The organism is Antrihabitans spumae (assembly GCF_043944905.1).
Taxonomy (GTDB): Bacteria; Actinomycetota; Actinomycetes; order Mycobacteriales; family Mycobacteriaceae; genus Antrihabitans; species Antrihabitans spumae.
Genome location: NZ_JBIMSN010000002.1, coordinates 17,543 through 41,005 on the forward strand (window position 1 = coordinate 17,543; position 23,463 = coordinate 41,005).

At 64.9% G+C, this 23,463-nt stretch carries 21 protein-coding genes; 5 read left to right on the plus strand and 16 right to left on the minus strand.

Going from position 1 to position 23,463, the window contains the following annotated elements; all coding sequences use genetic code 11:
- Positions 1 to 182 precede the first annotated feature (182 nt).
- The gene (locus ACHIRB_RS00160; protein ID WP_395124454.1) at positions 183 to 680 is read left to right on the plus strand and encodes a GNAT family N-acetyltransferase; all 498 of its coding nucleotides are present in this window, start codon (positions 183 to 185) and stop codon (positions 678 to 680) included.
- Here the strand turns inward: ACHIRB_RS00160 and ACHIRB_RS00165 are convergent.
- From ACHIRB_RS00165 to mihF, 6 genes are all read right to left on the minus strand, one after another.
- Entirely contained in the window at positions 677 to 2,677 is a 2,001-nt protein-coding gene (locus tag ACHIRB_RS00165; protein ID WP_395124455.1) for a primosomal protein N', read from the minus strand. The genes ACHIRB_RS00160 and ACHIRB_RS00165 overlap by 4 nt on opposite strands.
- Positions 2,678 to 2,706: 29 nt before the next feature.
- A complete protein-coding gene (metK, locus tag ACHIRB_RS00170) occupies positions 2,707 to 3,921 on the minus strand; it encodes a methionine adenosyltransferase (RefSeq protein WP_199701089.1) in 1,215 nt (404 codons plus the stop codon).
- A 119-nt stretch (positions 3,922 to 4,040) separates the two neighbouring features.
- Positions 4,041 to 5,312: a bifunctional phosphopantothenoylcysteine decarboxylase/phosphopantothenate--cysteine ligase CoaBC gene (gene coaBC, locus ACHIRB_RS00175; protein WP_395115647.1), complete on the minus strand. Its 1,272-nt coding sequence runs from the start codon at positions 5,310 to 5,312 to the stop codon at positions 4,041 to 4,043.
- A 19-nt stretch (positions 5,313 to 5,331) separates the two neighbouring features.
- Entirely contained in the window at positions 5,332 to 5,637 is a 306-nt protein-coding gene (gene rpoZ, locus ACHIRB_RS00180; protein WP_199701087.1) for a DNA-directed RNA polymerase subunit omega, read from the minus strand.
- Positions 5,638 to 5,674: 37 nt separating this feature from the next.
- Complete coding sequence (gene gmk / locus ACHIRB_RS00185; protein ID WP_395124456.1) at positions 5,675 to 6,256, minus strand: guanylate kinase; 582 nt, start codon at positions 6,254 to 6,256, stop codon at positions 5,675 to 5,677.
- Positions 6,257 to 6,300: 44 nt separating this feature from the next.
- Entirely contained in the window at positions 6,301 to 6,621 is a 321-nt protein-coding gene (gene mihF, locus ACHIRB_RS00190) for an integration host factor, actinobacterial type (protein ID WP_199701084.1), read from the minus strand.
- 500 nt (positions 6,622 to 7,121) lie between these two features.
- On the opposite strand from mihF, the gene ACHIRB_RS00195 reads away from it, so the two are divergent.
- Complete coding sequence (locus ACHIRB_RS00195; RefSeq protein ID WP_395115649.1) at positions 7,122 to 8,000, plus strand: TIGR03564 family F420-dependent LLM class oxidoreductase; 879 nt, start codon at positions 7,122 to 7,124, stop codon at positions 7,998 to 8,000.
- 8 nt (positions 8,001 to 8,008) lie between these two features.
- On the opposite strand, the gene pyrF is transcribed toward ACHIRB_RS00195, so the two are convergent.
- Genes pyrF through pyrR form a run of 7 tightly spaced genes read right to left on the minus strand, consistent with a single transcriptional unit; the run spans position 8,009 to position 16,764 of the window.
- A complete protein-coding gene (gene pyrF, locus ACHIRB_RS00200; RefSeq protein ID WP_395115650.1) occupies positions 8,009 to 8,833 on the minus strand; it encodes an orotidine-5'-phosphate decarboxylase in 825 nt (274 codons plus the stop codon).
- A complete protein-coding gene (gene carB, locus ACHIRB_RS00205) occupies positions 8,830 to 12,195 on the minus strand; it encodes a carbamoyl-phosphate synthase large subunit (protein WP_395115651.1) in 3,366 nt (1,121 codons plus the stop codon). The genes pyrF and carB overlap by 4 nt, the downstream gene beginning before the upstream one ends.
- Positions 12,195 to 13,343, minus strand: coding sequence for a glutamine-hydrolyzing carbamoyl-phosphate synthase small subunit (carA, locus tag ACHIRB_RS00210; protein WP_395115652.1), 1,149 nt, complete (start codon positions 13,341 to 13,343; stop codon positions 12,195 to 12,197). The genes carB and carA overlap by 1 nt, the downstream gene beginning before the upstream one ends.
- A complete protein-coding gene (locus ACHIRB_RS00215) occupies positions 13,340 to 13,873 on the minus strand; it encodes a PH-like domain-containing protein (RefSeq protein ID WP_395115653.1) in 534 nt (177 codons plus the stop codon). The genes carA and ACHIRB_RS00215 overlap by 4 nt, the downstream gene beginning before the upstream one ends.
- A gap of 1 nt (position 13,874) precedes the next feature.
- Positions 13,875 to 15,176, minus strand: a complete 1,302-nt coding sequence (locus ACHIRB_RS00220) for a dihydroorotase (protein ID WP_395115654.1) — start codon at positions 15,174 to 15,176, stop codon at positions 13,875 to 13,877.
- Positions 15,173 to 16,114: an aspartate carbamoyltransferase catalytic subunit gene (locus ACHIRB_RS00225; protein ID WP_395124457.1), complete on the minus strand. Its 942-nt coding sequence runs from the start codon at positions 16,112 to 16,114 to the stop codon at positions 15,173 to 15,175. The genes ACHIRB_RS00220 and ACHIRB_RS00225 overlap by 4 nt, the downstream gene beginning before the upstream one ends.
- Positions 16,111 to 16,764 (minus strand): bifunctional pyr operon transcriptional regulator/uracil phosphoribosyltransferase PyrR, encoded by a 654-nt coding sequence (gene pyrR, locus ACHIRB_RS00230; RefSeq protein WP_395115656.1) that lies wholly within the window; start codon positions 16,762 to 16,764, stop codon positions 16,111 to 16,113. Before pyrR ends, ACHIRB_RS00225 begins: the two co-directional genes overlap by 4 nt.
- A 123-nt stretch (positions 16,765 to 16,887) precedes the next feature.
- Here pyrR and ACHIRB_RS00235 point away from each other — a divergent pair, with 123 nt between their 5' ends.
- Genes ACHIRB_RS00235 through ACHIRB_RS00245 form a run of 3 tightly spaced genes read left to right on the plus strand, consistent with a single transcriptional unit; the run spans position 16,888 to position 21,142 of the window.
- Positions 16,888 to 17,412 (plus strand): NfeD family protein, encoded by a 525-nt coding sequence (locus tag ACHIRB_RS00235; RefSeq protein ID WP_395115657.1) that lies wholly within the window; start codon positions 16,888 to 16,890, stop codon positions 17,410 to 17,412.
- A gap of 48 nt (positions 17,413 to 17,460) precedes the next feature.
- On the plus strand, positions 17,461 to 18,915 hold the full coding sequence (locus tag ACHIRB_RS00240; RefSeq protein ID WP_395124458.1) for a flotillin family protein: 1,455 nt from the start codon (positions 17,461 to 17,463) through the stop codon (positions 18,913 to 18,915).
- A 58-nt stretch (positions 18,916 to 18,973) separates the two neighbouring features.
- On the plus strand, positions 18,974 to 21,142 hold the full coding sequence (locus ACHIRB_RS00245) for a serine/threonine-protein kinase (protein ID WP_395124459.1): 2,169 nt from the start codon (positions 18,974 to 18,976) through the stop codon (positions 21,140 to 21,142).
- Between the two features lie 4 nt (positions 21,143 to 21,146).
- On the opposite strand, the gene nusB is transcribed toward ACHIRB_RS00245, so the two are convergent.
- The 3 genes from nusB to ACHIRB_RS00260 all read right to left on the minus strand — a co-directional run bounded on the left by nusB (position 21,147) and on the right by ACHIRB_RS00260 (position 23,436).
- A complete protein-coding gene (gene nusB / locus ACHIRB_RS00250; protein ID WP_395115850.1) occupies positions 21,147 to 21,641 on the minus strand; it encodes a transcription antitermination factor NusB in 495 nt (164 codons plus the stop codon).
- A 62-nt stretch (positions 21,642 to 21,703) separates the two neighbouring features.
- Complete coding sequence (gene efp / locus ACHIRB_RS00255; protein WP_199701055.1) at positions 21,704 to 22,267, minus strand: elongation factor P; 564 nt, start codon at positions 22,265 to 22,267, stop codon at positions 21,704 to 21,706.
- 65 nt (positions 22,268 to 22,332) lie between these two features.
- The gene (locus tag ACHIRB_RS00260) at positions 22,333 to 23,436 is read right to left on the minus strand and encodes a M24 family metallopeptidase (RefSeq protein ID WP_395124460.1); all 1,104 of its coding nucleotides are present in this window, start codon (positions 23,434 to 23,436) and stop codon (positions 22,333 to 22,335) included.
- Between the last annotated feature and the right edge of the window lie 27 nt (positions 23,437 to 23,463).

The following is a 23,463-nucleotide window of genomic DNA, read 5'->3' on the forward strand; positions in this document are numbered from 1 at the left end:
TGTACGAATGGGGCTCCGCGTCCGTGTGAACGCCTCCCCCGCATTCCGTGTTCGGCAGGTATGCCTTCCATGATTGCCTCCTATGGCTTAACTGGTTGAACACTATCGACGATATATCGGCAATGTGTCGACGTCAAGAGTCTTTCAGCGGATCTTCGAAGTGAGGTGCCACACTGGCTCCCATGATCCGGCTAGCTCGCACTTCCGACGGTCCCCGTCTGCGTCAGATCGAGGAGGCCGCGGGCGAGCCGTTCCGTGAGCTCGACATGGCCAGAATCGCCGACGACACTCCCCCGACGCTCGAAACCCTCGCGGTCTACATCGACGACGGCCGCTGCTGGGTCCACACCGAGGACGAGGTTGTCAGCAGCTACCTCATTGCCGACGTCGTCGACGCATACGCCCACGTAGAGCAGGTTTCGGTGCATCCCGACTACAGCGGCCGACGAATCGGCGCCGCGCTGATCACGCAACTCGACGGCTGGGCGCGCGACCGCGGACTAGCAGGTTTGACGCTCACGACCTATCGCGACGTGCCTTGGAACGCGCCCTACTACAACCGCCTCGGCTTCGAAACCGTCGACGAACCAACCGATGGGCTCGGCGCCATCCGACGCCACGAAGCACTGAACGGGCTCGACGAGTGGCCGCGGGTCGCGATGCGCAGGGCATTCACCTAGCCGATATCGACAGGATCTATCTGCACTCGCACCGGCAGGTCGTTTTTACGCGCGCTGCGGTTGGCCTGCGCATCAGCGAGCGCTCGTGAGAGGGCAGCACCTGCCGACCTCGGCACCCGCAGCAGCATCCGTTCGACTTCGATCGGCTCGACGGCGTCTCCCGCGAACGGTTTACGAGCGCCTTCCGGCAGTGGAACGGGTCCGAGTTGTTCGGTGTCCGTTGGTAGTTCGGCAATCTCGAGCAGGGCGGCGATCGCCGACGCACTGCCGTCGACCGCTGCCACCCGCACAGCCGGTGGCAGCCGCACTTCCGCCCGCTCGGCGAGCTGAGTTTGCGCGTGCCCGACCGGATCCCAGCGAACCAGTGCCTGCACGGTCGGGATACCTGGATCGGCGACGACGATCACCCGACCGCCGTCCGCGCCGGAGCGCACCAAGGCAGCTGCACTCATCCACCGCCGCAACGCTTCTTCGGTCGCACGCAGATCGGCACGGCTCAGCAACGCCCAACCGTCGAGCAGCAGAGCGCTGCCGTACCCGCCGACCGCGACGGGTTCGGCACCCACCGTCGCAACCACAAGCCGCGGACCAGCTTTCACCGTGTCGACGACCTCGGACCCACCCGAATTGACGACGACGACGCCAGGAAACGCCCTGCCGAGTTCTTCGGCGGTTCGGCCCGCCCCGATGACCAAGGCGCGCAACGCACGTGAACCGCACACCTTGCACCGATAGGACGGATCGGCGATCCCACACCACCGGCAGGTCGGGCTGGACGCGACATCGTCCCCACCCGACGGCAACGCCAGCGGACCGTTGCACCGCCGGCATCTGGCAGGTGCTCGACACTTCGCGCACGCCAACGACGGCAGATAGCCGCGCCGCGGAACCTGAACGAGCACAGGATGTCCCGCATCGAGCGATGATCGGACCGCCGCGAAAGCAACCGCAGGCAGCCGTGCCTGTGCCGCGGTCGGATCACGCTCCAGTGCGTGGTCGCTGTCGCCGGGGACGGTGATGTGCGGCGAGCATTCGCGGACCGTTCCGCGCGCGGCGACAAGATCGTGCGCCCAGCCGGATTCGACGAGCGATTGCACCTCGGCGGTCCGCGCAAAACCACCGGCAACAAAACCGCAGCCGGCTTCGTGGGCACGGAGCAACGCGACTTCCCGCACATGCGGATAGGGAGCACGCAGTTCGGCGTTGCTGTCGTCGCCGTCGTCCCAGACGACGACGAGACCGACGCGAGGCACCGGAGCAAAGACCGCGCTACGGGTGCCGACGACAATCGCCGCAGTCCCACGCAACGCCGCCAACCAACGGCGATAGCGGGCCGCGGGACCAAGACCAGCCGCAAGAGCGACTGCTCTGGATTTGCCGACCAGGTCGACGGACGCGGCATGCACACGATCGAGATCCCGCTGATCGGGCACGACGAGGACCGCTTGTTCGCCACGTTCGACGACCGTCGCAGCCAACTCGGCAAGACGTCGCGGCCAGTTCTCTCCCGGTAGCGCCTGCCACGCTGCTCGGGGCGCTCGCCCGGCGGCGAGCGCTTCGACAAAGGCCGAGCCGTGCGAATATCGGTCCCACGCCGCCGTGTCGATCGAAGTGACCTCCGCCGCCGGGACAGGCGCTTGTTCCTCGTTTTCCGTCCGCGCGTGTCGGGGCGGAATTGCAAGACGCAGAACATCCGAGCGCGTTCCGGCGTAGCGGGCCGCGACCAGCGTCGCCAACGTGGCGATCTCCGGCGTCAGCACCCGCTCCGACGAGACGACACGGTCGAGCGAACCCAGTTTGCCCTGATGGTCGCTCGACGGCACACGTTCGAGCAGGTAACCGTCGACCAATCTGCCCGCGAAGCGAATTCGAACCCGCACACCGGGTTGAGCTGCCTCGTCGAACTCCGCAGGAACGAGGTAGTCGAATTCCCGATCCAGGTGCGCGAGCGGAAGCAACGGCAGCACCCTGGCGATGGGTAGCTGCTCGGCGTTCACCCGTGCATGTTTAGCAGAACCAGGTGACGTCAGAGACCGGCCGCTGAGCGCAGCTTGTCCGCGCGGTCGGTGTGCTCCCACGGCAGATCGATGTCGGTCCGACCGAAGTGTCCGTACGCAGCGGTCGGCGCATAGATCGGACGCAGCAGGTCGAGGTCACGGATGATCGCGCCGGGACGCAGGTCGAACACCTCGATGATCGCCTGCTGAATCTTGGCAGGATCGGTCTTCTCGGTGCCGAACGTCTCGACGAACAGACCGACCGGTGCTGCCTTGCCGATGGCGTAGGCAACCTGGACCTCGATGCGGTCGGCGAGGCCGGCAGCAATCGCGTTCTTCGCAACCCAGCGCATCGCGTACGCGGCCGAGCGGTCCACCTTCGACGGATCCTTGCCGGAGAACGCACCGCCACCGTGGCGAGCCATGCCGCCGTAGGTGTCGACGATGATCTTTCGGCCGGTCAGACCGGCGTCGCCCATCGGTCCACCGAGAACGAAGCGGCCGGTCGGATTTACGAGAAGTCGAACATTCGACGTATCCAGCGACGGCAGATCCAGATCGCCGAGCACCGAGCCGAGGACCTGGTCACGAATGTCCGGGGTGAGCAGGTTGTCGAGATCGATGTCGGCAGCGTGCTGCGTCGAGATCACGACGGTATCGAGCCGGACCGCGGCGTCACCGTCGTATTCGATGGTGACCTGCGTCTTTCCGTCCGGGCGCAGGTAGGGCAGGATGCCGCTCTTGCGGACCTCGGTGAGGCGGCGAGCAAGCCTGTGTGCCAGCGCGATCGGCAACGGCATCAGTTCCGGGGTCTCGACGGTGGCGTAACCGAACATCAAGCCCTGGTCGCCTGCACCCTGGCGGTCGATCTCGTCGTCGGACGCACCGTCTACCCGTGCTTCGTGCGAGTGGTCGACACCCTGCGCGATCTCGGGCGACTGCGCGCCGATCGCGACGTTGACGCCACACGAATTGCCGTCGAAGCCCTTGGCCGACGAGTCGTACCCGATTTCGAGAACCTTGTCGCGCACGATCTTCGGGATGTCTGCATACGCCGAGGTCGTGACCTCGCCCGCGACATGTACCTGACCGGTCGTCACCAACGTCTCGACGGCGACCCGGCTGTACGGATCCGCGGTCAGCAGTGCGTCCAGAATCGAATCACTGATGGCGTCACAGATCTTGTCCGGGTGGCCTTCAGTCACTGACTCGCTGGTGAATAGGCGGCTTCCGGACTTGCTCACAGATTTCCCTCTCGGTATGCGGCTCTCGGTATGCAACTCTGGCTAACTGGCGGACTTACGACCTTAACGAGCGCAGGCGCTGTGTCCAGTGTTGCCATCAGGGTATTCGGTAAACCCCGCTACTTGGATGGGCGGTTCAGCAAGATGGTCAAGGCATCGAGCACCCGGCTGGCCATCAGAGCCTTGGAACCGTGGTCGAGCGCCTGTTCGCGGCCGTCGGCGGTCAGCAGCCAACCGTCGTTGCTGTCGACCTCGAAAGCCTTGCCGTCACCGACCGGATTGACCACGAGCAGGTCGCACCCCTTTCGTGCCAATTTGGCCCGTGCATGGGTCAGAACGTCGCCGTTCGCGTCGCCGGTCTCGGCGGCAAAGCCGACAATCGCTGTGGCAGCAGGCAAAACGCCATCGCGGCGCGCCTGCACGAGACCCGCGAGGATGTCGTCGTTGCGAGTGAGCGGGATCGTGTCGGGCTCGTCGGCGCCCTTCTTGATCTTCGACGTCGCAACGGTCGTCGGACGGAAGTCGGCAACAGCGGCGGACATGATGACGGCGTCCGCTCCGAGTGCCTGCTTGTCGACGGCTTCACGCATCTGCTCGGCGGTCTGGACGTGCACCACGTCGACAGCCGCCGGGACTGCGACGCCGGAGGTGATGCCAGAGATCAACGTCACATCCGCGCCGCGCTGCGCGGCGAGTCGCGCGATCGCGTACCCCTGCTTTCCTGAACTGCGATTACCGAGAAAGCGGACGGGATCCAACGGTTCGCGGGTACCGCCTGCGGAGACGACGACGCGGCGACCGACGAGGTCGCGCGGCAAGGCGTCGGACCGTTCGATCAGCAACGAGGCCAACGCAAAGATTTCTTCGGGTTCGGGCAACCTGCCCGCGCCGGTATCCGAACCGGTCAAACGCCCGGACGCGGGTTCGACGACGGTCGCACCGCGTTCACGAAGCGTCGCAACATTGGCGACGGTGGCTGGGTGCTCCCACATCTCGGTGTGCATCGCAGGCACGAACATCACCGGACAGCGCGCGGTCAGCAGCGTCGCCGTCAACAGATCGTCGGCGCGTCCACCGACGGCACGGGCCATCAGATCGGCTGTGGCGGGGGCAATCACGATCAGATCGGCTTCCTGCCCGATCCGGACGTGTGGCACCTTCGGAACATCGGTGAAGACATCGGTATGCACCGGATTACCGGACAGCGCCTCGAAGGTCGCCCGCCCGATGAATTCCAGGGCCGATTCGGTCGGGATAACGCGTACCTGATGTCCGCTCTCCGTGAAACTGCGGATGAGCGAGCAGCTCTTGTACGCGGCAATGCCGCCACCGACTCCGACGACGATTCGTTTCGCCGACGGCGTCCGCGTCACGGCAGTTGTAGGAGTCACCGCGGGGACTTTTCTTCGGTCACTCGCCTTCGGTGTGCTCGAGCAGGTCGCCGTGGATCTCGCGCATCGCGATCGACAGCGGCTTCTCCTGCAGGCCCGGCTCGACCAGGGGACCCACGTATTCGAGGATGCCGTCGCCGAGCTGGTTGTAGTAGTCGTTGATCTGCCGCGCGCGCTTCGCCGCGTAGATCACCAAGGCGTACTTGGACGACGTACGTGCGAGCAACTCGTCGATCGGCGGGTTGGTGATGCCGAGCGGGGTGTCGTACGCAGGCAGAACTCCACGGCCTTCGGCGTCGGACACTGCTGCTGAATTACTGCTCACTCGGTTGCTCCTGAGGAAGTGTTATCTGGTGTAGTAACTAGGGACCGACCGACTGAGACGGCCGTCCAACCAACAAGGATACCAACTCCTCGCAGGACTTTTGCACCTCGTCGTTCACTATGACCGCTTGGAACTCGTCCTGAGCGGCCAATTCGACCCGTGCAGTCTCGAGCCTACGCTCGATGACCGCCGCCGACTCGGTGCCACGCGAGGTCAATCGTGCGACCAGTTCGTCCCAACTCGGCGGCGCCATGAACACCAGCACCGCTTCGGGTAATGCGGCTCGCACCGCACGAGCGCCGGCGAGATCGACTTCGATCAGGACCGGCTTACCTGCACTCATCGCAGCCTCGATCGGTTTCGCGGGGGTTCCGGATCGCTGCAGGCCACCATGGATATCTGCCCATTCGAGCAGCTCACCCTCGGCGATCATCCGGTCGAACTCGGCTCGCGTCACGAAGGTGTAGTCGACACCGTCGACCTCTCCGGGGCGCGGCGACCGCGTCGTAGCGGACACACTGAACGTCAGGTTGGGTACCTGCTCGCGAACGCACCGGACGACGGTCGACTTGCCGACAGCTGAGGGGCCGACCAGAACTACCAGCCGGCCCCTCCGCACATCACTCACATTCGACGGTCGGCCATCACTGGCCACGTTGATCGTCAGGAGTCGAAATCGAACCTGGCGAGCAGCGCCTTGCGCTGCCGATCGCCGAGGCCACGCAAGCGGCGAGTCGGAGCGATCTCCAACTCGGTCATGATTTCCTGCGCCTTTACTTTGCCCACCTTGGGCAGAGCTTCGAGCAGTGCCGACACCTTCATCTTGCCGAGGATCTCGTCCTTCTCGGCGTCGGTGAGCACCTGCTTAAGGTCGGTGCCACCGCGCTTCAGGCGCTCCTTGAGCTCAGCCCTGGCGCGACGAGCGGCAGCCGCCTTCTCCAAAGCAGCAGCACGCTGCTCAGCAGTCAACTGGGGAAGGGCCACGGTTCCTCCGTCTCATCGTTTGCATTTGGTCTACGCCGCTGGCTCGTCGAATGATTTCGCCAGCAGCCTTTGCGACCGTACCCACGGCGAGCGGCGATTGCGAACCCACCCCCCTGGTCAGGCGGCATTTCCGGTGTGTTGTCCCGGCGAGTCGGCTCCCCGCGATACCCGATAATCCGACCCGAAGTTGGTTTTCGAAGCAGTTGAAACCCGTCGCCTCCGTGTCCAAACCCAGCGCTCTGACGTGGGCTTTCAGGCGTTACCGCGGCTGCGCGGGCGAGCCGGGCGAGCGGCCGAAGCTCACGGCGCGGGTCCCTGTCGCAACCATTTTCGAATCCCGCTCAGATGCGACACCCCGACTGACATCGCGACCTGCAAAATACGACGGTCGGCGCAGGTCGCGGGCGCGTCGCGGGGCTGCGGAGCCCGGCTACGGCGATCGGGGGCAGGTGACTAGCCTCGAATTCACCGAAGTCGGCCACCATCGAAAGGCGCAACAAATGAAGATCGGCGTGTTCGTGCAAGAGGGTCGGATCGACAAGGCGGTCGAGCGAATTCGCGACGCCGAGGAGCGCGGATTCGCCCGCGCGTGGATGCCGCAGATCTTTGCGATCGACGCCATGACGACGCTCGCGATCGCCGGTCGTGAGGTGTCCCGCATCGAGCTCGGTACGGCGGTCGTTCCCACCTACCCTCGGCATCCGACGTCGATGGCCATCCAGGCACGGACCGTCCAGCAAGCGTCGGGTGGACGATTCACCCTCGGAGTCGGGCTGTCGCACAAGGTCGTCATCGAGGGAATGCTCGGGATGAAGTGGGGCGAAGTCCGACACCTGCGCGAATATCTTTCGATCCTGCTGCCGCTGGTCCGCGGTGAGGCTGCGGAGTTCGAAGGCGAAACGCTGACCGGAAAGATTGCCCTCGACGTACCGTCGGACCCTGTTCCCGTCCTCGTCGCCGCCCTCGGTCCGAAGCTGCTTGACCTGGCAGGCCGCCTGACCGAAGGAACGACGACGTGGGTCACCGGGCTGGAAACCCTGCGTAACCACGTCATACCGTCCATTCAGGCGGGCGCAACCGCCGCTGGACGCCCGCAACCGCAGGTTGTTGCCGCGCTCCCCATAGCCGTCACCGACGACCCCGATGCCGCACGCGCCGTCGCGGCGAAAGCGTTCGCGGTCTACGGCCATCTGCCGTCGTACCGGGCCATGCTCGATCGCGAGAATGCCGGAGGTCCGGCCGACGTCGCGATCGTCGGCAACGAGGCGACCGTCAAGGACCGCATCGAGCAGTTCGCCGAAATCGGCGTCACCGAGTTCGTGGTCGTTCCGTTCTTCGAACAGGAAAGGACGCTCGACTTCGCTGCGACCCTGACCTGAGCAGGCACTTACTCCTGCAAGAACGCGAAACTGTCCGTTGTCCGCGCCAGCGCGTCGCGTAGTGCGGTCACCGACGGTCCCTCGCGCAGGATCTCGCGCGATGCACTCGGCACCGCGGCACGACCATGTGCGCCGACCAGTGTGCGGACCTCGTCCGGTCCCCCGCCCTGCGCGCCGACGCCGGGGAGCAGGATCGGACCGTTCAGCTCGGTCAGATCGGGCGCACTGGCAAGTGTTGCGCCGAGCACGATGCCGACCGACCCGAGTTGCTCGCCGACGTTGCACGCCGCGACCTCGTCGACGATCGTCTGGCTGACGCTGCGACCGTCGATGTTGCGTGCGAGCTGCACCTGCGCGCCCTCCGGATTCGACGTTGCCGCGAGGACGAACACACCGTGGTTGTTCCGACTTGCCAGGTCGAGCGCAGGCTCGAGTGATCCGAAGCCGAGAAACGGCGACACCGTGACCGCGTCGGAACACAGTGGCGATTCGTCGTCGAGCCACGTCCTGGCGTAGGCCGCCATCGTCGATCCGATATCGCCGCGCTTCGCATCCGCGAGCACAAGGGTCCCCGAGGCCCGCAGCACGCTGATCGTGCGCTCGAGCACCGCGATCCCCTGTGATCCGAAAGCCTCGAAAAACGCGACCTGCGGTTTGACGAGTGCAACCAGTCCGTCGAAAGCCTCGACACAGATCTCTGCGAACTGCTCGAGACCTTCGGCGGTGACCGGTAGCTCCCACGCTTGCATCAGTTCGGGATGCGGGTCGATGCCGACACACACCGGTCCGAGCTCGGCCATCGCGGCCTGCAAACGCGGTCCGAAGGTTTTCATTTTCCGACCGGCTCCCGGAGTTCGGCGTGTTGTTCCTGCAGCGATCTGACGCCGATGTCGCCACGTATCGTCGCTTCGATGCCCTGCACCGCCGCCGCGGCGCCCTGCACGGTTGTGATGCAGGGAATGTTCACCATCACTGCGGCACTGCGGATTTCGTAGCCGTCGATGCGCGGACCCGAGTTGCCGAACGGTGTGTTGAAGACCATGTCGACCTCGCCGTCCTTGATCTGGTCGACGATGTTCGGCTCGCCGTCGGGCAGCACGTCCGACACCTTGCGAACGTTCTCACACGGTATTCCGTTGCGCCGCAACATTTCCGCGGTTCCCTCTGTGGCAAGGATCCGGAAACCCAAGTCTGCCAAGCGTTTCACGGGGAATACCATCGACCGCTTGTCCCGATTGGCGATCGAGACGAACACCGCGCCTTCGACGGGTAGCGACCCGTACGCGGCGGTCTGCGATTTCGCGAACGCCCGACCGAAGTCGGAGTCGATACCCATGACCTCGCCGGTCGACTTCATCTCCGGGCTGAGCAGCGAGTCGACATTGCTGCCGTCGGCGCGGCGGAACCGGTTGAACGGCAGGACCGCTTCCTTGACCGCGACAGGCGCGGTCGCTGCGACCTGACCGCCGTCACCCGTCGCAGGCAGCATGCCGTCCGCGCGGAGGTCGGCGATGGTGGCGCCCATCATGATTCGAGCAGCAGCCTTTGCGAGCGGCACCGCGGTGGCCTTCGAGACGAAGGGCACGGTCCGCGAGGCACGCGGGTTCGCCTCGAGGACGTAGAGCACGTCGTCCTTCAGCGCGTACTGCACGTTCATCAGGCCCTTGACGCCGATGCCCTTGGCGAGGGCTTCGGTCGAGCGGCGGACCGCATCGATGTCGCTGCGGCCCAACGTGATCGGAGGCAGCGCGCAGGCGGAGTCGCCGGAGTGGATACCGGCCTCCTCGATGTGTTCCATCACGCCGCCGAGGTAGACCTCGGTGCCGTCGCAGAGAGCGTCGACGTCGATTTCGATCGCGTCTTCCAGGAAGCGGTCGACCAGCACCGGATGCTCGGGCGTTATTTCGGTTGCCCGCGAGATGTAACCCTCCAGCGACGCCTCGTCGTAGACGATCTCCATGCCGCGGCCGCCGAGCACGTAGGACGGGCGCACGAGCACCGGGTAGCCGATCTCGGAGGCGATCTTCTTGGCCTGGTCGAACGTGGTCGCCGTGCCGAACTTGGGCGCGGGCAGCCCGGCTTGGGCGAGCACCTCGCCGAACTCGCCGCGATCTTCTGCGAGATCGATCGCGGCCGGGCTCGTTCCGACGATCGGGACGCCCGCATCGGCGAGTCGCTGCGCGAGCCCGAGCGGGGTCTGCCCGCCGAGCTGCACGATCACCCCGACGACGCCCGGTCCACCCCGACCCGATTCGGATTCGGCGTGATAAACCTCGAGCACGTCTTCGAATGTCAGCGGTTCGAAGTAGAGCCGGTCGGCGGTGTCGTAGTCGGTGGAGACGGTTTCCGGGTTGCAGTTGACCATGACGGTCTCGTAGGCGGCCTGCGACAACGTCGTCGCCGCATGCACACACGAGTAGTCGAACTCGATGCCCTGTCCGATGCGGTTCGGGCCCGAGCCGAGAATGATGACCTTGCCGCGTTCGGTCTGCGGTGCGACCTCGGACTCCGCTTCCGGATCGAGCTCGTAGGTCGAATAGTGATAGGGCGTCTTCGCTTCGAACTCCGCCGCGCAGGTGTCCACCGTCTTGTAGACCGGCCGGACGCCGAGCCGGTGCCGCAGTGTTCGCACCCCACCCTCGCCAGCCAGCTCCGGTCGCAGCGCGGCGACCTGACGATCCGACAGCCCGGCGTGCTTGCACCGCCGCAGCAGCGCCTCGTCGAGCACCGGCGCGTCGAGCAGATCCTGCCGCAACTGCACCAGACCGTTGACCTCTTCGACGAACCACGGATCGATGCCGGACGCCTTTGCGACGGCCTCGACGTCGGCACCGAGGCGCAAGGCGCGCTCGACCTGATAGATCCGACCCTCGGTCGGCGTACGCAGGTCCTCGAGGATCGCTTCGGCTGCGGCGACGCGGGCGCTGTCGGTGTCGTCGGCGGGCGCCCACTTACCGTCGCCTGTCGTCCAGAACCCGGTCGACTTGGTTTCCAGCGACCGCAGCACCTTGCCGAGAGCTTCGGAGAAGTTGCGGCCCAACGACATTGCCTCGCCGACGGACTTCATGGTCGTCGTCAGCGTCGGGTCGGCACCGGGGAACTTCTCGAACGCGAACCGAGGTGCCTTAACCACGATGTAGTCGAGTGTCGGCTCGAAACAGGCAGGAGTTTCCTTGGTGATGTCGTTGACGATCTCGTCGAGGGTGTACCCGACAGCGAGCTTGGCTGCGATCTTGGCGATCGGGAAACCCGTTGCCTTGGAAGCCAATGCGCTCGACCGCGAGACTCGCGGGTTCATCTCGATGACGATCAGTCGACCATCGCTCGGGTCGATGGCGAACTGGATGTTGCAGCCACCGGTGTCGACGCCGACCTCACGCAGAATCGCGATACCGAGGTCGCGCATCTTCTGGTATTCGCGGTCGGTGAGCGTGAGAGCCGGTGCGACAGTGACGGAGTCGCCGGTATGGACGCCCATGGGATCGACGTTCTCGATCGAGCAGACGACGACGACGTTGTCGCGGCTGTCCCGCATGAGTTCGAGTTCGAACTCTTTCCAGCCGAGGATCGATTCCTCGATCAGCACGTTCGCGGTCGGCGACGCGGCGAGACCACCACCTGCGATGCGGTCGAGATCGTCGTCGTTGTAGGCCATGCCGGAGCCGAGGCCACCCATGGTGAAGCTGGGTCGAACGACGACGGGGAAACCGAGTTCGGCGACCGTCTTGTGGACCTCGTCCATCGTGTAGCAGACCGCGGACTTGGCGGACTCGCCGCCGACCTTGGCGACGATGTCCTTGAACTTCTGGCGGTCCTCGCCACGCTGGATCGCGTCGAAGTCGGCGCCGATGAGTTCGACGTTGTACTTCTCGAGAATTCCCCGCTCGTGCAGTGCCACAGCGCAGTTGAGTGCCGTCTGGCCGCCGAGGGTGGCCAGAATCGCGTCGGGTCGCTCCTTCGCGATGACCTTCTCGACGAACTCGGCCGTGATCGGCTCGACGTAGGTGGCATCGGCGAACTCGGGGTCGGTCATGATCGTCGCCGGATTCGAGTTGACCAGCGAGACTCGAAGACCCTCGTCGCGAAGGACGCGGCAGGCCTGGGTTCCCGAATAGTCGAACTCGCACGCTTGGCCGATCACGATCGGACCGGAACCGATCACGAGGATGTGCTGAAGATCTGTGCGCTTCGGCATTACTTGTGTGCCCCCTCGAGGATGCCCGTGAATCGATCGAACAGGTATGCGGCATCGTGCGGTCCCGCTGCGGCTTCCGGGTGGTACTGCACCGAGAAGGCGCGGTCGTCGAGCAGTCGCACACCTTCGACGGTGTTGTCGTTCGCACAGGCGTGGCTGACCACCGCGCGACCGAACGGGGTGTCGAACTGCTCCCCCGGTTCGCCTTCGAGCGCGAAGCCGTGGTTCTGCGCGGTGATGGAGATCCGACCGGTCTCGTGCTCGATGACCGGGATGTTCATCCCACGGTGACCGAACTTCATCTTGTAGGTCTCGCGCCCGAGCGCGCGGCCGAGGATCTGGTTGCCGAAGCAGATGCCGAAGAGCGGAATACCTTTGTCGAGAACACCTTTGGTGAGAGCAACCGCCCCGCCCGCGGTCGCCGGGTCACCAGGTCCGTTCGACAGGAACACACCATCGGGTTTGTATTCGAGGATCGCATCGAGGTCGGCGTTCGCCGAGACGACGTGGACCCTGATCCCGCGGTCGGCGAACATCCGAGGCGTGTTCGTCTTGATGCCCAGGTCGACGGAAACAACGGTGAAGCGCGCCTCGCCGACGGGCTCGATGGTGTAGCCGGAGGTTGTGCTGACCTCGGTCGCGAGGTCGGCGCCGAGCATCGAAGGCTGGTCCTGCACCCGCTGGACGAGTTGCTCACGCTCGGCAAGTGCGTCACCGGAGAAGATGCCTGCGCGCATGGAACCGCGCGTCCGCAGATGCCGTACCAGTGCCCGCGTGTCGATATCGGAGATGCCGACGACGTCTTGGCGGACCAGTTCGTCTTCGAGCGATCCGGTGGCCCGCCAGTTCGACGTGCGGCGGGATGGATCCCGGATCGCGTAGCCCGCAACCCAGATCTTCGACTCTGCTTGGTCACCGGTCGGACCGACCGATTCGTTGTCTTCACCGTTCCAGCCGGTGTTGCCGATCTGCGGTGCGGTCGCGACCACGATCTGGCGGTGATAGCTGGGATCGGTCAGCGTCTCCTGGTACCCGGTCATGCCGGTGCAGAAGACGGCCTCGCCTAGGGTCTGGCCAACCGCTCCGAATGCGGAGCCGGTGAAAACGCGGCCGTCCTCCAGGACGAACGCAGCCGGGGTACGGCTCATTCGAGTTCTCCGTTCAATACGACCGGGTCGACGACCCGATCGTTGGTGTCGGTGACCGTTGCGGTCCAGTTCGGGTAGACCGACTTGTCGTCGGCGCGGAAGCCGGTGTCGATCTCGGTGCCGGTCGGTAGGACCCAGCGGATGACGAGCAGGCCGTCCTTGGTCATCACTTTTCCGGCGAGCGCCCGATCGGTGCGTATCGCCTGGACCGACTTGGCCGGTATCCAGATGTTCGATGCTCCGGTGCGCTCGAGCAGCACGCCGTTTTCGAATCTCGTTATCTCGGCAGTCGAGCGAAAGCCGAGGTCGCCGACCGCAATTCGGTCCTGCCAGCTCGGCGCGATCGTGCTGCCGACGTAGAGACCCGTTGTCGGCTCCAGAAGTTGTGCGCCGAGGTCGCGCGGCACGGCGGGAAGTTCGCCGAGCAGCGGTGCCTGGCGGGCCGCTCGATTTTTCCAGCCTCGGTACATCAGCCAGAACAGGAACACACCGACTGCGATGCACGCGAGAACAAGCAGTGTTCTTTCCATGTCAGTCCCTCTTTCGAACTTGCCCGGCCTGCGCGGTCACCCGACCGCGCAGAAACGTCGCTGTGACCCGCGCTGGAAGCGTCATCGATTCGTACGGGGTGTTGGCGGAAATGCTTGCAAGGTCTTTGCTGGTGACGGTCCAGCTCGCGTCGGGGTCGACCAGAACGAGGTTCGCCGGCTCGCCGACATCGATCGGTCGGCCCTGATCGGGCAGTCCGACGATCTCGGCGGGCCGTTCGCTCAGCACCCGCGCGACGCCCCGCCAGTCAAGCAGGCCGGGAGCGACCATCGTCTCGACAACGATCGAGAGCGCTGTTTCGAGGCCGAGCATGCCCGGCCGTGCGACCGCGAATTCGCAGCACTTGTCCTGTTCGGCGTGTGGCGCGTGATCGGTTGCGACGCAATCGATCACACCGTCGGCGAGGCCTGCGCGCAACGCAGCGACGTCGGCCGCCTCGCGTAGTGGCGGATTGACCTTGTTGACGGCGTCGTAGGTCTGCAGCCTGGAATCGTCGAGCAGCAGGTGATGCGGGGTGACCTCGGCGGTGATCGAAATGCCTTGACCCTTGGCCCATTTCACCAACTCGACGGTCCCTGCCGTCGAGGCGTGGCAGATGTGGACCCGGGTGTTCGCATCCCGCGCGAGCAAGGCGTCACGCGCGACGATCGACTCCTCGGCAGCGCGCGGCCAGCCTGCGAGGCCGAGTTTCGCGGCGGTCGGGCCTTCGTGTGCGACGGCACCGACGGTCAGCCGCGGTTCCTCGGCATGCTGCGCGATCAGGACGCCGAGCGAACTCGCGTACTCCAGCGCCCGCCGCATGAGCAGCGGATCGTCGACGCAGTGCCCGTCGTCGGAGAACATCCGCACGGCACCGACACCGGCTGCCATGGTGCCCATTTCGGCGAGTTGCTTGCCCGCAAGACCCACCGTGACCGCGCCGACCGGATGGACGTCGACAAGTCCGACTTCCTGTCCGCGCCGCCACACATGGTCGGTGACGACAACCGAATCGGCGACCGGGTTGGTGTTGGCCATGGCGAATACCGCGGTGAATCCTCCGAGAGCCGCAGCCGCCGAACCTGATTCGATCGTCTCGGTGTCTTCGCGGCCAGGCTCACGCAGATGGGTGTGTAGGTCGACGAAGCCTGGCAGCAGCACCTGACCGTCGGCCTCGATGATCTCGTCGTGCTCCTCGGCATCGAGTCCGGTGCCGATGGCGACGATCTCGCCGTCCGCCAGTCTCAGGTCGACGTTGTCGCCCTCACCGTACGGACGAGCATTTCGAATGAGCACCCCGCTCACGCGACCACCTCGTCCGTGCCGACGAGAAGGCGGAACAGGACCGCCATCCGCATGTGAACTCCATTCGTAACCTGTTGCAAAACAGCAGTTTTCGATGAATCAGCGACCGACGACGCGATCTCCATGCCGCGCAGCATCGGGCCGGGGTGCAGCACGACCGCATGTTCGGCGAGTTGCCCGAGTCGCTTCTCCGACAACCCGAAGCGCACCGAATACTCGCGCGGGGAAGGAAAGAAGCCCCCGTTCATCCGCTCGGCCTGTACTCGCAGCAGCAGTACGGCGTCGGCGCCGGGCAACTCTGCGTCGATCGACGACGACACCGTCACCGGCCAGGTGTCGACACCGTTCGGCAGCAGGGTCCGAGGTGCGACGAGCACAACCTCGGCGCCGAGTTTCGCAAGCAGAAACGCATTCGACCGCGCGACGCGACTGTGCAGGATGTCGCCGACGATGACGACCCGCTTGCCTTCGATGCTGCCGAGCCGCTGCCGCAGCGTCAGCGCATCGAGCAACGCCTGGGTCGGGTGTTCGTGCGTGCCGTCACCGGCATTGATGACCGAGGGTCCGTTGCCGTCGACATTCGTCCACGCCGCGATCTGGTGTGCGGCACCCGATGCGGGGTGTCGCACGATCAGCGCGTCGGCACCTGCAGCGTGCAGGGTCATCGCGGTGTCGCGCAGTGATTCGCCCTTCGACACCGAGGAACTGCTTGCGCTGACGTTGATGACGTCCGCACTCATCCACTTGCCGGCGACCTCGAAGGACACTCGGGTTCGCGTCGAGTTCTCGTAAAAAACGGTCATCACGGTGCGGCCACGCAGGGTCGGCAACTTGCGCACCTCGCGACCGAGGAGTGCCTGCTCGAAGCGCTCGGCGTCGTCGAGTAACGCCGTCGCACTGTCGCGGGTGAGGTCTGACACGGAAAGTAGGTGTTTCATGCCTGCGTGTCCTCGACGGACTTTGCGCCGTGGATCAGCACCGCGTCGCGCCCGTCGTGCTCGCTGAACAGCACCGATACGTCTTCGCTTCGGGAGGTCGGGACGTTTTTACCGACGTAGTCGGCGCGCAACGGCAGCTCACGGTGACCGCGGTCGACCAGCACGGCTAGCTGTACAGCCCGTGCTCGACCGAGGTCCCGCAGCGCGTCGAGCGCGGACCGGATGGTCCGACCGGAGAACAGGACGTCGTCGACGAGGACGACGAGCGCGTCCTCGATCCCGCCCTCCGGCACCGAGGTCCGTTCGAGCGGACGGTGGGGTTTGTTGCGAAGATCGTCGCGGTAGAGCGTGATGTCGAGGGATCCGAGAGCTGGCCGCACGCCGGCGAACTCTTCGATCTTGTTCGCGAGCCGAACCGCGAGTGTGGTTCCGCGAGTAGGGATTCCAACCAGAACAACGCGGGCGACAGCTGGATCGTCGGAATCGAGTGCAGTCTTCTCGATGATCTGGTGCGCTATCCGCGCGACGGTCCGTGCGACATCTGCCGAGGACAGCAATTCGCGGGCAGACGCTGCCCATTCAGGACTGTGGCGAGTCGACGAATCGACCGCTCCCGCATGTTCGGAGACCGATTTATCGGGCATACGCATTCTCCGACCTCCTTCTCCGCCTCACTGGACGGATCGTTAAAGGATGTCTTATCGGCCATAACCTTAGCAGCGCGGGGCGCATGTCCAGATATCCTGGTCTCGACGCCGGCGCGAGGGGGAAGATTGACAGCGGTTCTGATCGCATGTTTCGCCGTAGGCGTCGTCGCGCTCGCGGGGAGCCTGGTCGTCGGGGAGTTCGGTGGCGACCACCAGATCGGTGCAGGCGGGCACGGCGACGGCATATCGTTTCTCAGCCTCACGACGATCGCCACGGCGATCTTCGGCTTCGGTGCGGGCGGCCTCGGCACAAAGTTTGCGGGCGGCAGTGACGCTCTGCAGATCTCGGTCGGCGCGGCCGCGTCGGTCGGCCTTGTCGCCCTCTTTCGCGGATTGCTACTCCCCTACCTGCAGCGCCAGCAGTCGAATTCGCACTTCGGGCGCAGTTCCTACATAGGTCTGCTCGGCCGGGTCGAATTGTCGATTCCCGTCGACGGCTGGGGTGAAGTGTCGTTCGTCGATCCCGACGGCAGCCGCGTACGAGCCAAGGCCAAGAGCGCCGAACCCAACGTCCTACCCACCGCGAGCCGGATCTACATAACCGACGTCGACGACGAGTTCGTCCACGTCGTCGCTGTTCCGGAGATCTAGCCGTACCGGAGCTCTAGCAGTTCCAGACCTCACCCGAAGGATCAACGAATGCTGACGATCGTCATCATCGCCGCCATCGCGGCCCTCATCATCTTCGTCGCTCTGCCTTTGATCTATGTGAAGAACTACATCAAGGTGCCACCCAACGAGGTCGCCGTGTTCACCGGCCGTGGCACCCCGAAGGTTGTGCGTGGCGGCGCCCGCCTGCGGATCCCTGGCATCGAACGGGTCGACAAGATGTCGCTCGAACCGTTCAACGTGAACATCAACCTGCAGAATGCGTTGTCCAACAACGGTGTTCCTGTCAGCGTCGAGGCAGTCGGACTCGTCCGAATCGGCTCCAACGACGAAGCGGTCCAGACCGCGGTGCAACGCTTCCTCACCGCCGACCTGCACGAATTGCAACGTCAGATCAACGAAATTCTGTCCGGAAGCCTGCGCGGTATCACCGCGACGATGACCGTCGAAGATCTCAACTCGAATCGGGACACCCTCGCGCGCAGCGTCGTCGAGGAAGCAGGCAGCGACCTCGCCAGGATCGGCATGGAGGTCGACGTTCTGAAGATCGCCGGAATCTCCGACAAGAACGGCTACCTGGAATCACTCGGCCAACGCCGAATCGCCGAGGTCCGACGCGACGCCATCATCGGAACAGCCGAAGCCGAGCGTGATTCGCAAATCCAGTCGGCCCGCGCCCGCCAAGCAGGTTCGATCGCCCAGGCGGAGGCCGACACCGCCATCGCGACTGCCAACCAACAGCGCGATGTCGAACTCGCACGGTTGCGTGCCCGCACCGAAGCCGAAAACGCCGAAGCAGACCAGGCCGGTCCACTGGCGCAGGCGACCGCCGAAAAGGCTGTCGGTATCGCGAAGGAACAGGCCGAAGCCGCCCGCGTCGAAGCACGAACAATCGTCGAGCAGAAGCGCGCGCAGCAGGCACAGGCAGCACTGCAGGCCGACGTGATCGCTCCCGCCGAGGCCGAACGTCAGGCGGCGATCGCACGCGCCGAAAGTGAACGTGGATCGTCGATCCTGCGTGCCGAGGCAACAGCGGAAGCCGCACGACAGACCGGTGCGGCCGAAGCAGACGCGAGAAAGTTCGCCGCGGAGGCGCTGCGGGCCGAACGCCAGGCAGAGGCGGACGGTTTACGGGCACGCCTCGAAGCGGAGGCGGCAGGCAAGAAGCAGGTCGCCGAAGCCTTGAATACGTTCGGAGCCGAAGCAGCGCGCCTGCAGATACTTCCGGACGTGCTGCGGACACTCGTGGATGCGACGACGGCCGCTGCCGCGCAGGTCGGGCAGATCGAGAGCATCTCGATCGTCGGCGGCGGCGACGACGCTCGCAACTCGATCGGGTCGATCCTCGGCGTATCGCCGCAGGTGATCGCAAGTGTCATTGCAACACTGGAGAATTCGGGTGTAGACATCACCACGATCCTGAACGGTCTCGGCAGGAACGGAACCGAACCGAAGTTGGATCTTGTTCCTGACACGACGGAGTGACTACCACTCCCGCTAAGCTCTGCTGAGCTTGTAAACGCCCAGGGGCAAGGGAGATTCGGTGGACGAGACGCCGTTCGGTCGATATCGCCTTCGGGAGTTGATCGGCGAAGGCGGTATGGGCCAGGTGTACGAGGCCTACGACACCATGACCGACCGAATCGTCGCATTGAAGGTCCTGCCGCAGCAGATGGCCGCCGACAAGGAGTTTCGCGAACGGTTTCGGCGCGAGGCACATGCCGCAGCGGGTCTCCGCGACCCACACGTCGTTCCCATTCACGACTTCGGCGAGATCGACGGTCGCCTGTTTCTGGATATGCGCCTCATCGAGGGGACGGATGTCGGAGCCATGCTGCGGGCGAGCGGGCCGATGCCACCTCGGTTCGCGGTGTCGGTCATCGATCAGGTCGGCTCCGCGTTGGACGCAGCGCACGCGGAAGGCCTGGTCCATCGCGACGTCAAACCGTCGAACATGCTGGTCACGCCGAAAAACTTCGTCTATCTGATCGACTTCGGTATCGCCCGCTCGGTCGGGGACACCAATCTGACGAGCACCGGCATCGCTATCGGAACCATGACCTACATGGCGCCCGAGCGCTTCACCACCGGGCAGGCCGATGCCCGAGCCGACGTATACGCACTCGCGTGCGTCCTGCACGAATGCCTCACAGCGTCACGACCGTATCCGGGAAAAAGCCTGGAGCAGCAGGTCGCAGGCCACCTCAACACACCACCGCCGAAGCCGAGCGCGCTTCGTTCGAGCGTTCCGACCGCATTCGACGAGGTTGTTGCACGCGGGATGGCGAAGAACCCCAACGACCGCTACGACACAGCGGGAGAACTCGCCGCCGCCGCCTATCAAGCACTTCGCGCGGTACCCGGTCCCAGACTGCCGACTCCCCCGCCACCTCCTCCCGATGAGCCGACGATCGACTTCAGCGAGACGAGAGCCAACGCGACCCGGCACGAGCAGCCGCAACCGACCCGCCGCGAGACGAGCCGGCAAGCACCGCCACCGACGATGGCTGTGAATCCGCGGACCGCGGAGACCTCGATTGCACCTGCTGTTGCCCCTCCGCCTGCACCGCCGCCCCGCCGGCAGAATGGGCCGCCGCCAGTTCCTCCGCTGTCACGGCCGCCGACTCCGTCGCGGCCACAACCGCAGGCGCCCAAGTCCAGACGCTGGATCTTCGTGGCTGCGATCGTCGGAATACTCGCTGTGGCAGGCGCTTTCGCAGCTTGGCAACTTGCCGGCTCGGACGACAAGTCCAAGGAGTCGACCGCAAGCAGCTCAGCGGGTGAGACCACCGAGCCGGAGGTAGCCATCGCCAACGGGCCCGCCGCCTCGATCGCCACGACGATTCCGGTGGGGACCACACCTGTCGCCGTCGTCATCGAGGCCAATCTGCGCAAGCTGTATGCAGCCAACGCCGACGATTCGTCCATCAGCGTCATCGACGTCGACTCCGGTGCAGTCACCACCTCGATCGATGTCGGCACGACACCCGTCGGTCTAGCGGTCGATTCGGATACGCAGACGCTTTATGTCGCGAACATCGGCGACGGCACCCTGTCGGTCATCGACGCCTCGACAGACTCGGTCACTGCGACGATCGACATCGGCAAGGCGATCGCGCGTATCGCCGTCGACCCTGGCACGTCGTCGCTGTTCGCCTCGAACCCGGACGACGGCACCGTCATCGTGGTCGATACCTCGACCCGTGAGGTCGTCGACACCATCACGGTCGGCGCGTTCCCGTGGGGAGTCACGAGCGACCCGTCGAGTCAGACCGTCTACGTTGCGAATTCGCGCGACAACACCGTATCGGTCATCGACTCGTCCACACGCGCGGTGCGTGCGACGATTCCGGTCACCGACAAACCCGCTCGGATCGGGATCGATCCGGCGTCACAGACCGCGTACGTCACCCACGAAGACGCGAACGTGGTCTCGGTGCTCGACACCAGCTCCGACACCGTCGTCGCGACCGTCGCCGTCGGCGCCTTTCCGGTCGGCGTCGTGGCAGATACCGACCTCGCGGTCGTCTATGTCAGCAACATCAATGACAACACGATTTCGGTCATAGACACGACCTCGCGGTCCGTGGTGAACACGATCACCGCAGCCGACGGACCTTCGGGTATGGCGGTCGATCCGATAACGCACGTGCTCTACGCGGGTAACGAGTACGACGGCACGGTCTCGGTGTTCGCGCCGGCCCCGAGCTGACCGCTCAGGCCTCCGGCCGATCGGCAAGAGTGGCTGCCGCCGCTGCGCGCACCTGGGGTGCGACGAGCACGACCTGTCCGAGAACGCCGTTGATGAACGACGGTGAATCGTCGGTCGACAATTCCTTCGCCAACTCGACGGCTTCGTCGACGGCAACCACCGGTGGTACGTCGTCGGCGTGGAACAGTTCCCACACGGCGATTCGCAGGATTGCACGGTCGACTGCTGGCAAGCGGTCCAGCGTCCAGTCCTGCAGGTACGACGCAATGGTCCCGTCGATGCGATCGAGATTCTCTGCAACGCCACGCACGACGGTCACCGCGTAGGGGTTCACCGGCGCAACAGCGTCGTCGCTGATCGCGAGTTGAACCCGCTCGTCGGCCATGTCGACAGGATCGACGTCACGTGCCTCCGCCTCGAAGAGCAGGTCGACAGCGCGACGCCGAGCCTTGTGCCGGGCACCGAGCTTCTTCTGCGCTGGCTTGTCCGAAGGGCCCACCGGATCCTGGGAGTTCGAACTGGACGACGCCACGACTACTTCCTGTCCCGTCACTCGACCGGTCAGCTGTTCACGCGGCCGAGGTAATTACCGTCGCGCGAGTCGATCTTGAGCTTGTCGCCGGTGTTGATGAACAGCGGAACCTGCACCTCGGCGCCCGTCTCCAGCGTGGCGGGCTTGGTGCCACCGGTCGAGCGGTCGCCCTGCAGACCGGGATCGGTGTGCTTGACCTCGAGCTCGACCGTGACCGGGAGTTCGACGTAGAGCGGTGCGCCGTCGTGAATTGCGACCTGCGCCGTCATGTTTTCGAGCAGGAAGCGTGCGCTGTCACCGATCGTCGCCTCGCTGATGGAGTGCTGATCGTAGGTGTCGCCGTCCATGAACACGTAGTCGCTGCCGTCGTGGTAGAGGTACGTCATATCGCGGCGGTCGACGGTCGCGACCTCGACCTTCACACCCGCATTGAACGTCTTGTCGACGACCTTGCCGGAGAGCACGTTCTTGAGCTTCGTCCGCACGAACGCGGGACCCTTGCCTGGCTTGACGTGCTGGAACTCGATGATGTTCCAGAGCTGTCCCTCGATGTTCAGGACAAGGCCGTTTTTGAAATCACTGGTTGAAGCCACTTGCTTCGCGTCTCCTCAATGCGTCTGTCTCGACGCGTTCATCGTGATGTTGTTCGTACCCGCCCCTATACGACGGTCAAGTCTTTGCTGGTGAGGGTGAGCAGTTCCGGGCCCTCGTCGCGCACCACAAGAGTGTCCTCGATTCGGACGCCTCCGCGGCCGGAGAAGTACACACCAGGTTCGACGGTCACTGCCTCGCCGGAGAGAAGTGTACCCGTGCCGAGCTTGCCGATTCCCGGCGCTTCGTGGATCTGCAGCCCGACACCGTGGCCGAGTCCGTGGAGAAACAGCTCACCGTGACCTGCGTCCTCGATGACTGTGCGTGCCGCCGCGTCCACCTCGACGACATCTGCGCCAGGATGCAGTGCAGCCCGACCGGCTGCTTGCGCGCGTGCAACCAGGTCGTAGACGTCGATCTGCCAGGCCGCCGGGGCGTCGAGAACGTAGGTCCTCGTCATGTCCGAGTGGTATCCCCCGACAATTGCGCCGAAGTCGATCTTCACGAAGTCGCCGCGCGCCAGCAGTGCATCGGTAGGACGGTGATGCGGGATCGCCGAATTGGCACCGGCCGCGACGATCGTTTCGAACGACACGCCTTCGGCACCATGCTCGAACATCAGAAACTCCAACTGCCTGCCGACCTGACGTTCTGTTCGGCCCGGCGCGAGGCCGCCCGCTTCCAGCAGCGCCGCGAGCGCTTTGTCCGCTGCGGTGCAGGCCGCGCGGAGCAACGCGACCTCGTGATCGTCCTTGACTCGGCGCAGTTCCTCGATCAGCCCTGGCGTCCGAACCAGATCGAGTGCCGTGCTGAGCTCGGTCCACCCGCGGAGTTGGTCGACCGTCGCGATATGACTCTCGAACCCGATCCGCCCGACGTCCGTCTCGAGCGCAAGCTCGACCAAACGGCGCGCGCTGGCGCGCGCAATCTCTGCACGTAGGTCCGGCACCTGAGCTGCGACCTGGGCCAGGTAGCGACCGTCGGTGCAGATGACGGTGCGATCCTCGGACTCGCGTGAATCGCCTGTATGAACAAGCAACGCGGCATTCGACCCGGTGAACCCGGTGAGATAGCGGATGTTGACGAGATCGGTGACCAGTAACGCATCGACGTTGTTGCCAACAAGAAGGCATCGCAACGCTTCGCGTCGAGCACCATGATCAGCGGACATTTCACAAACCTACAGGCGGGCAGCCCA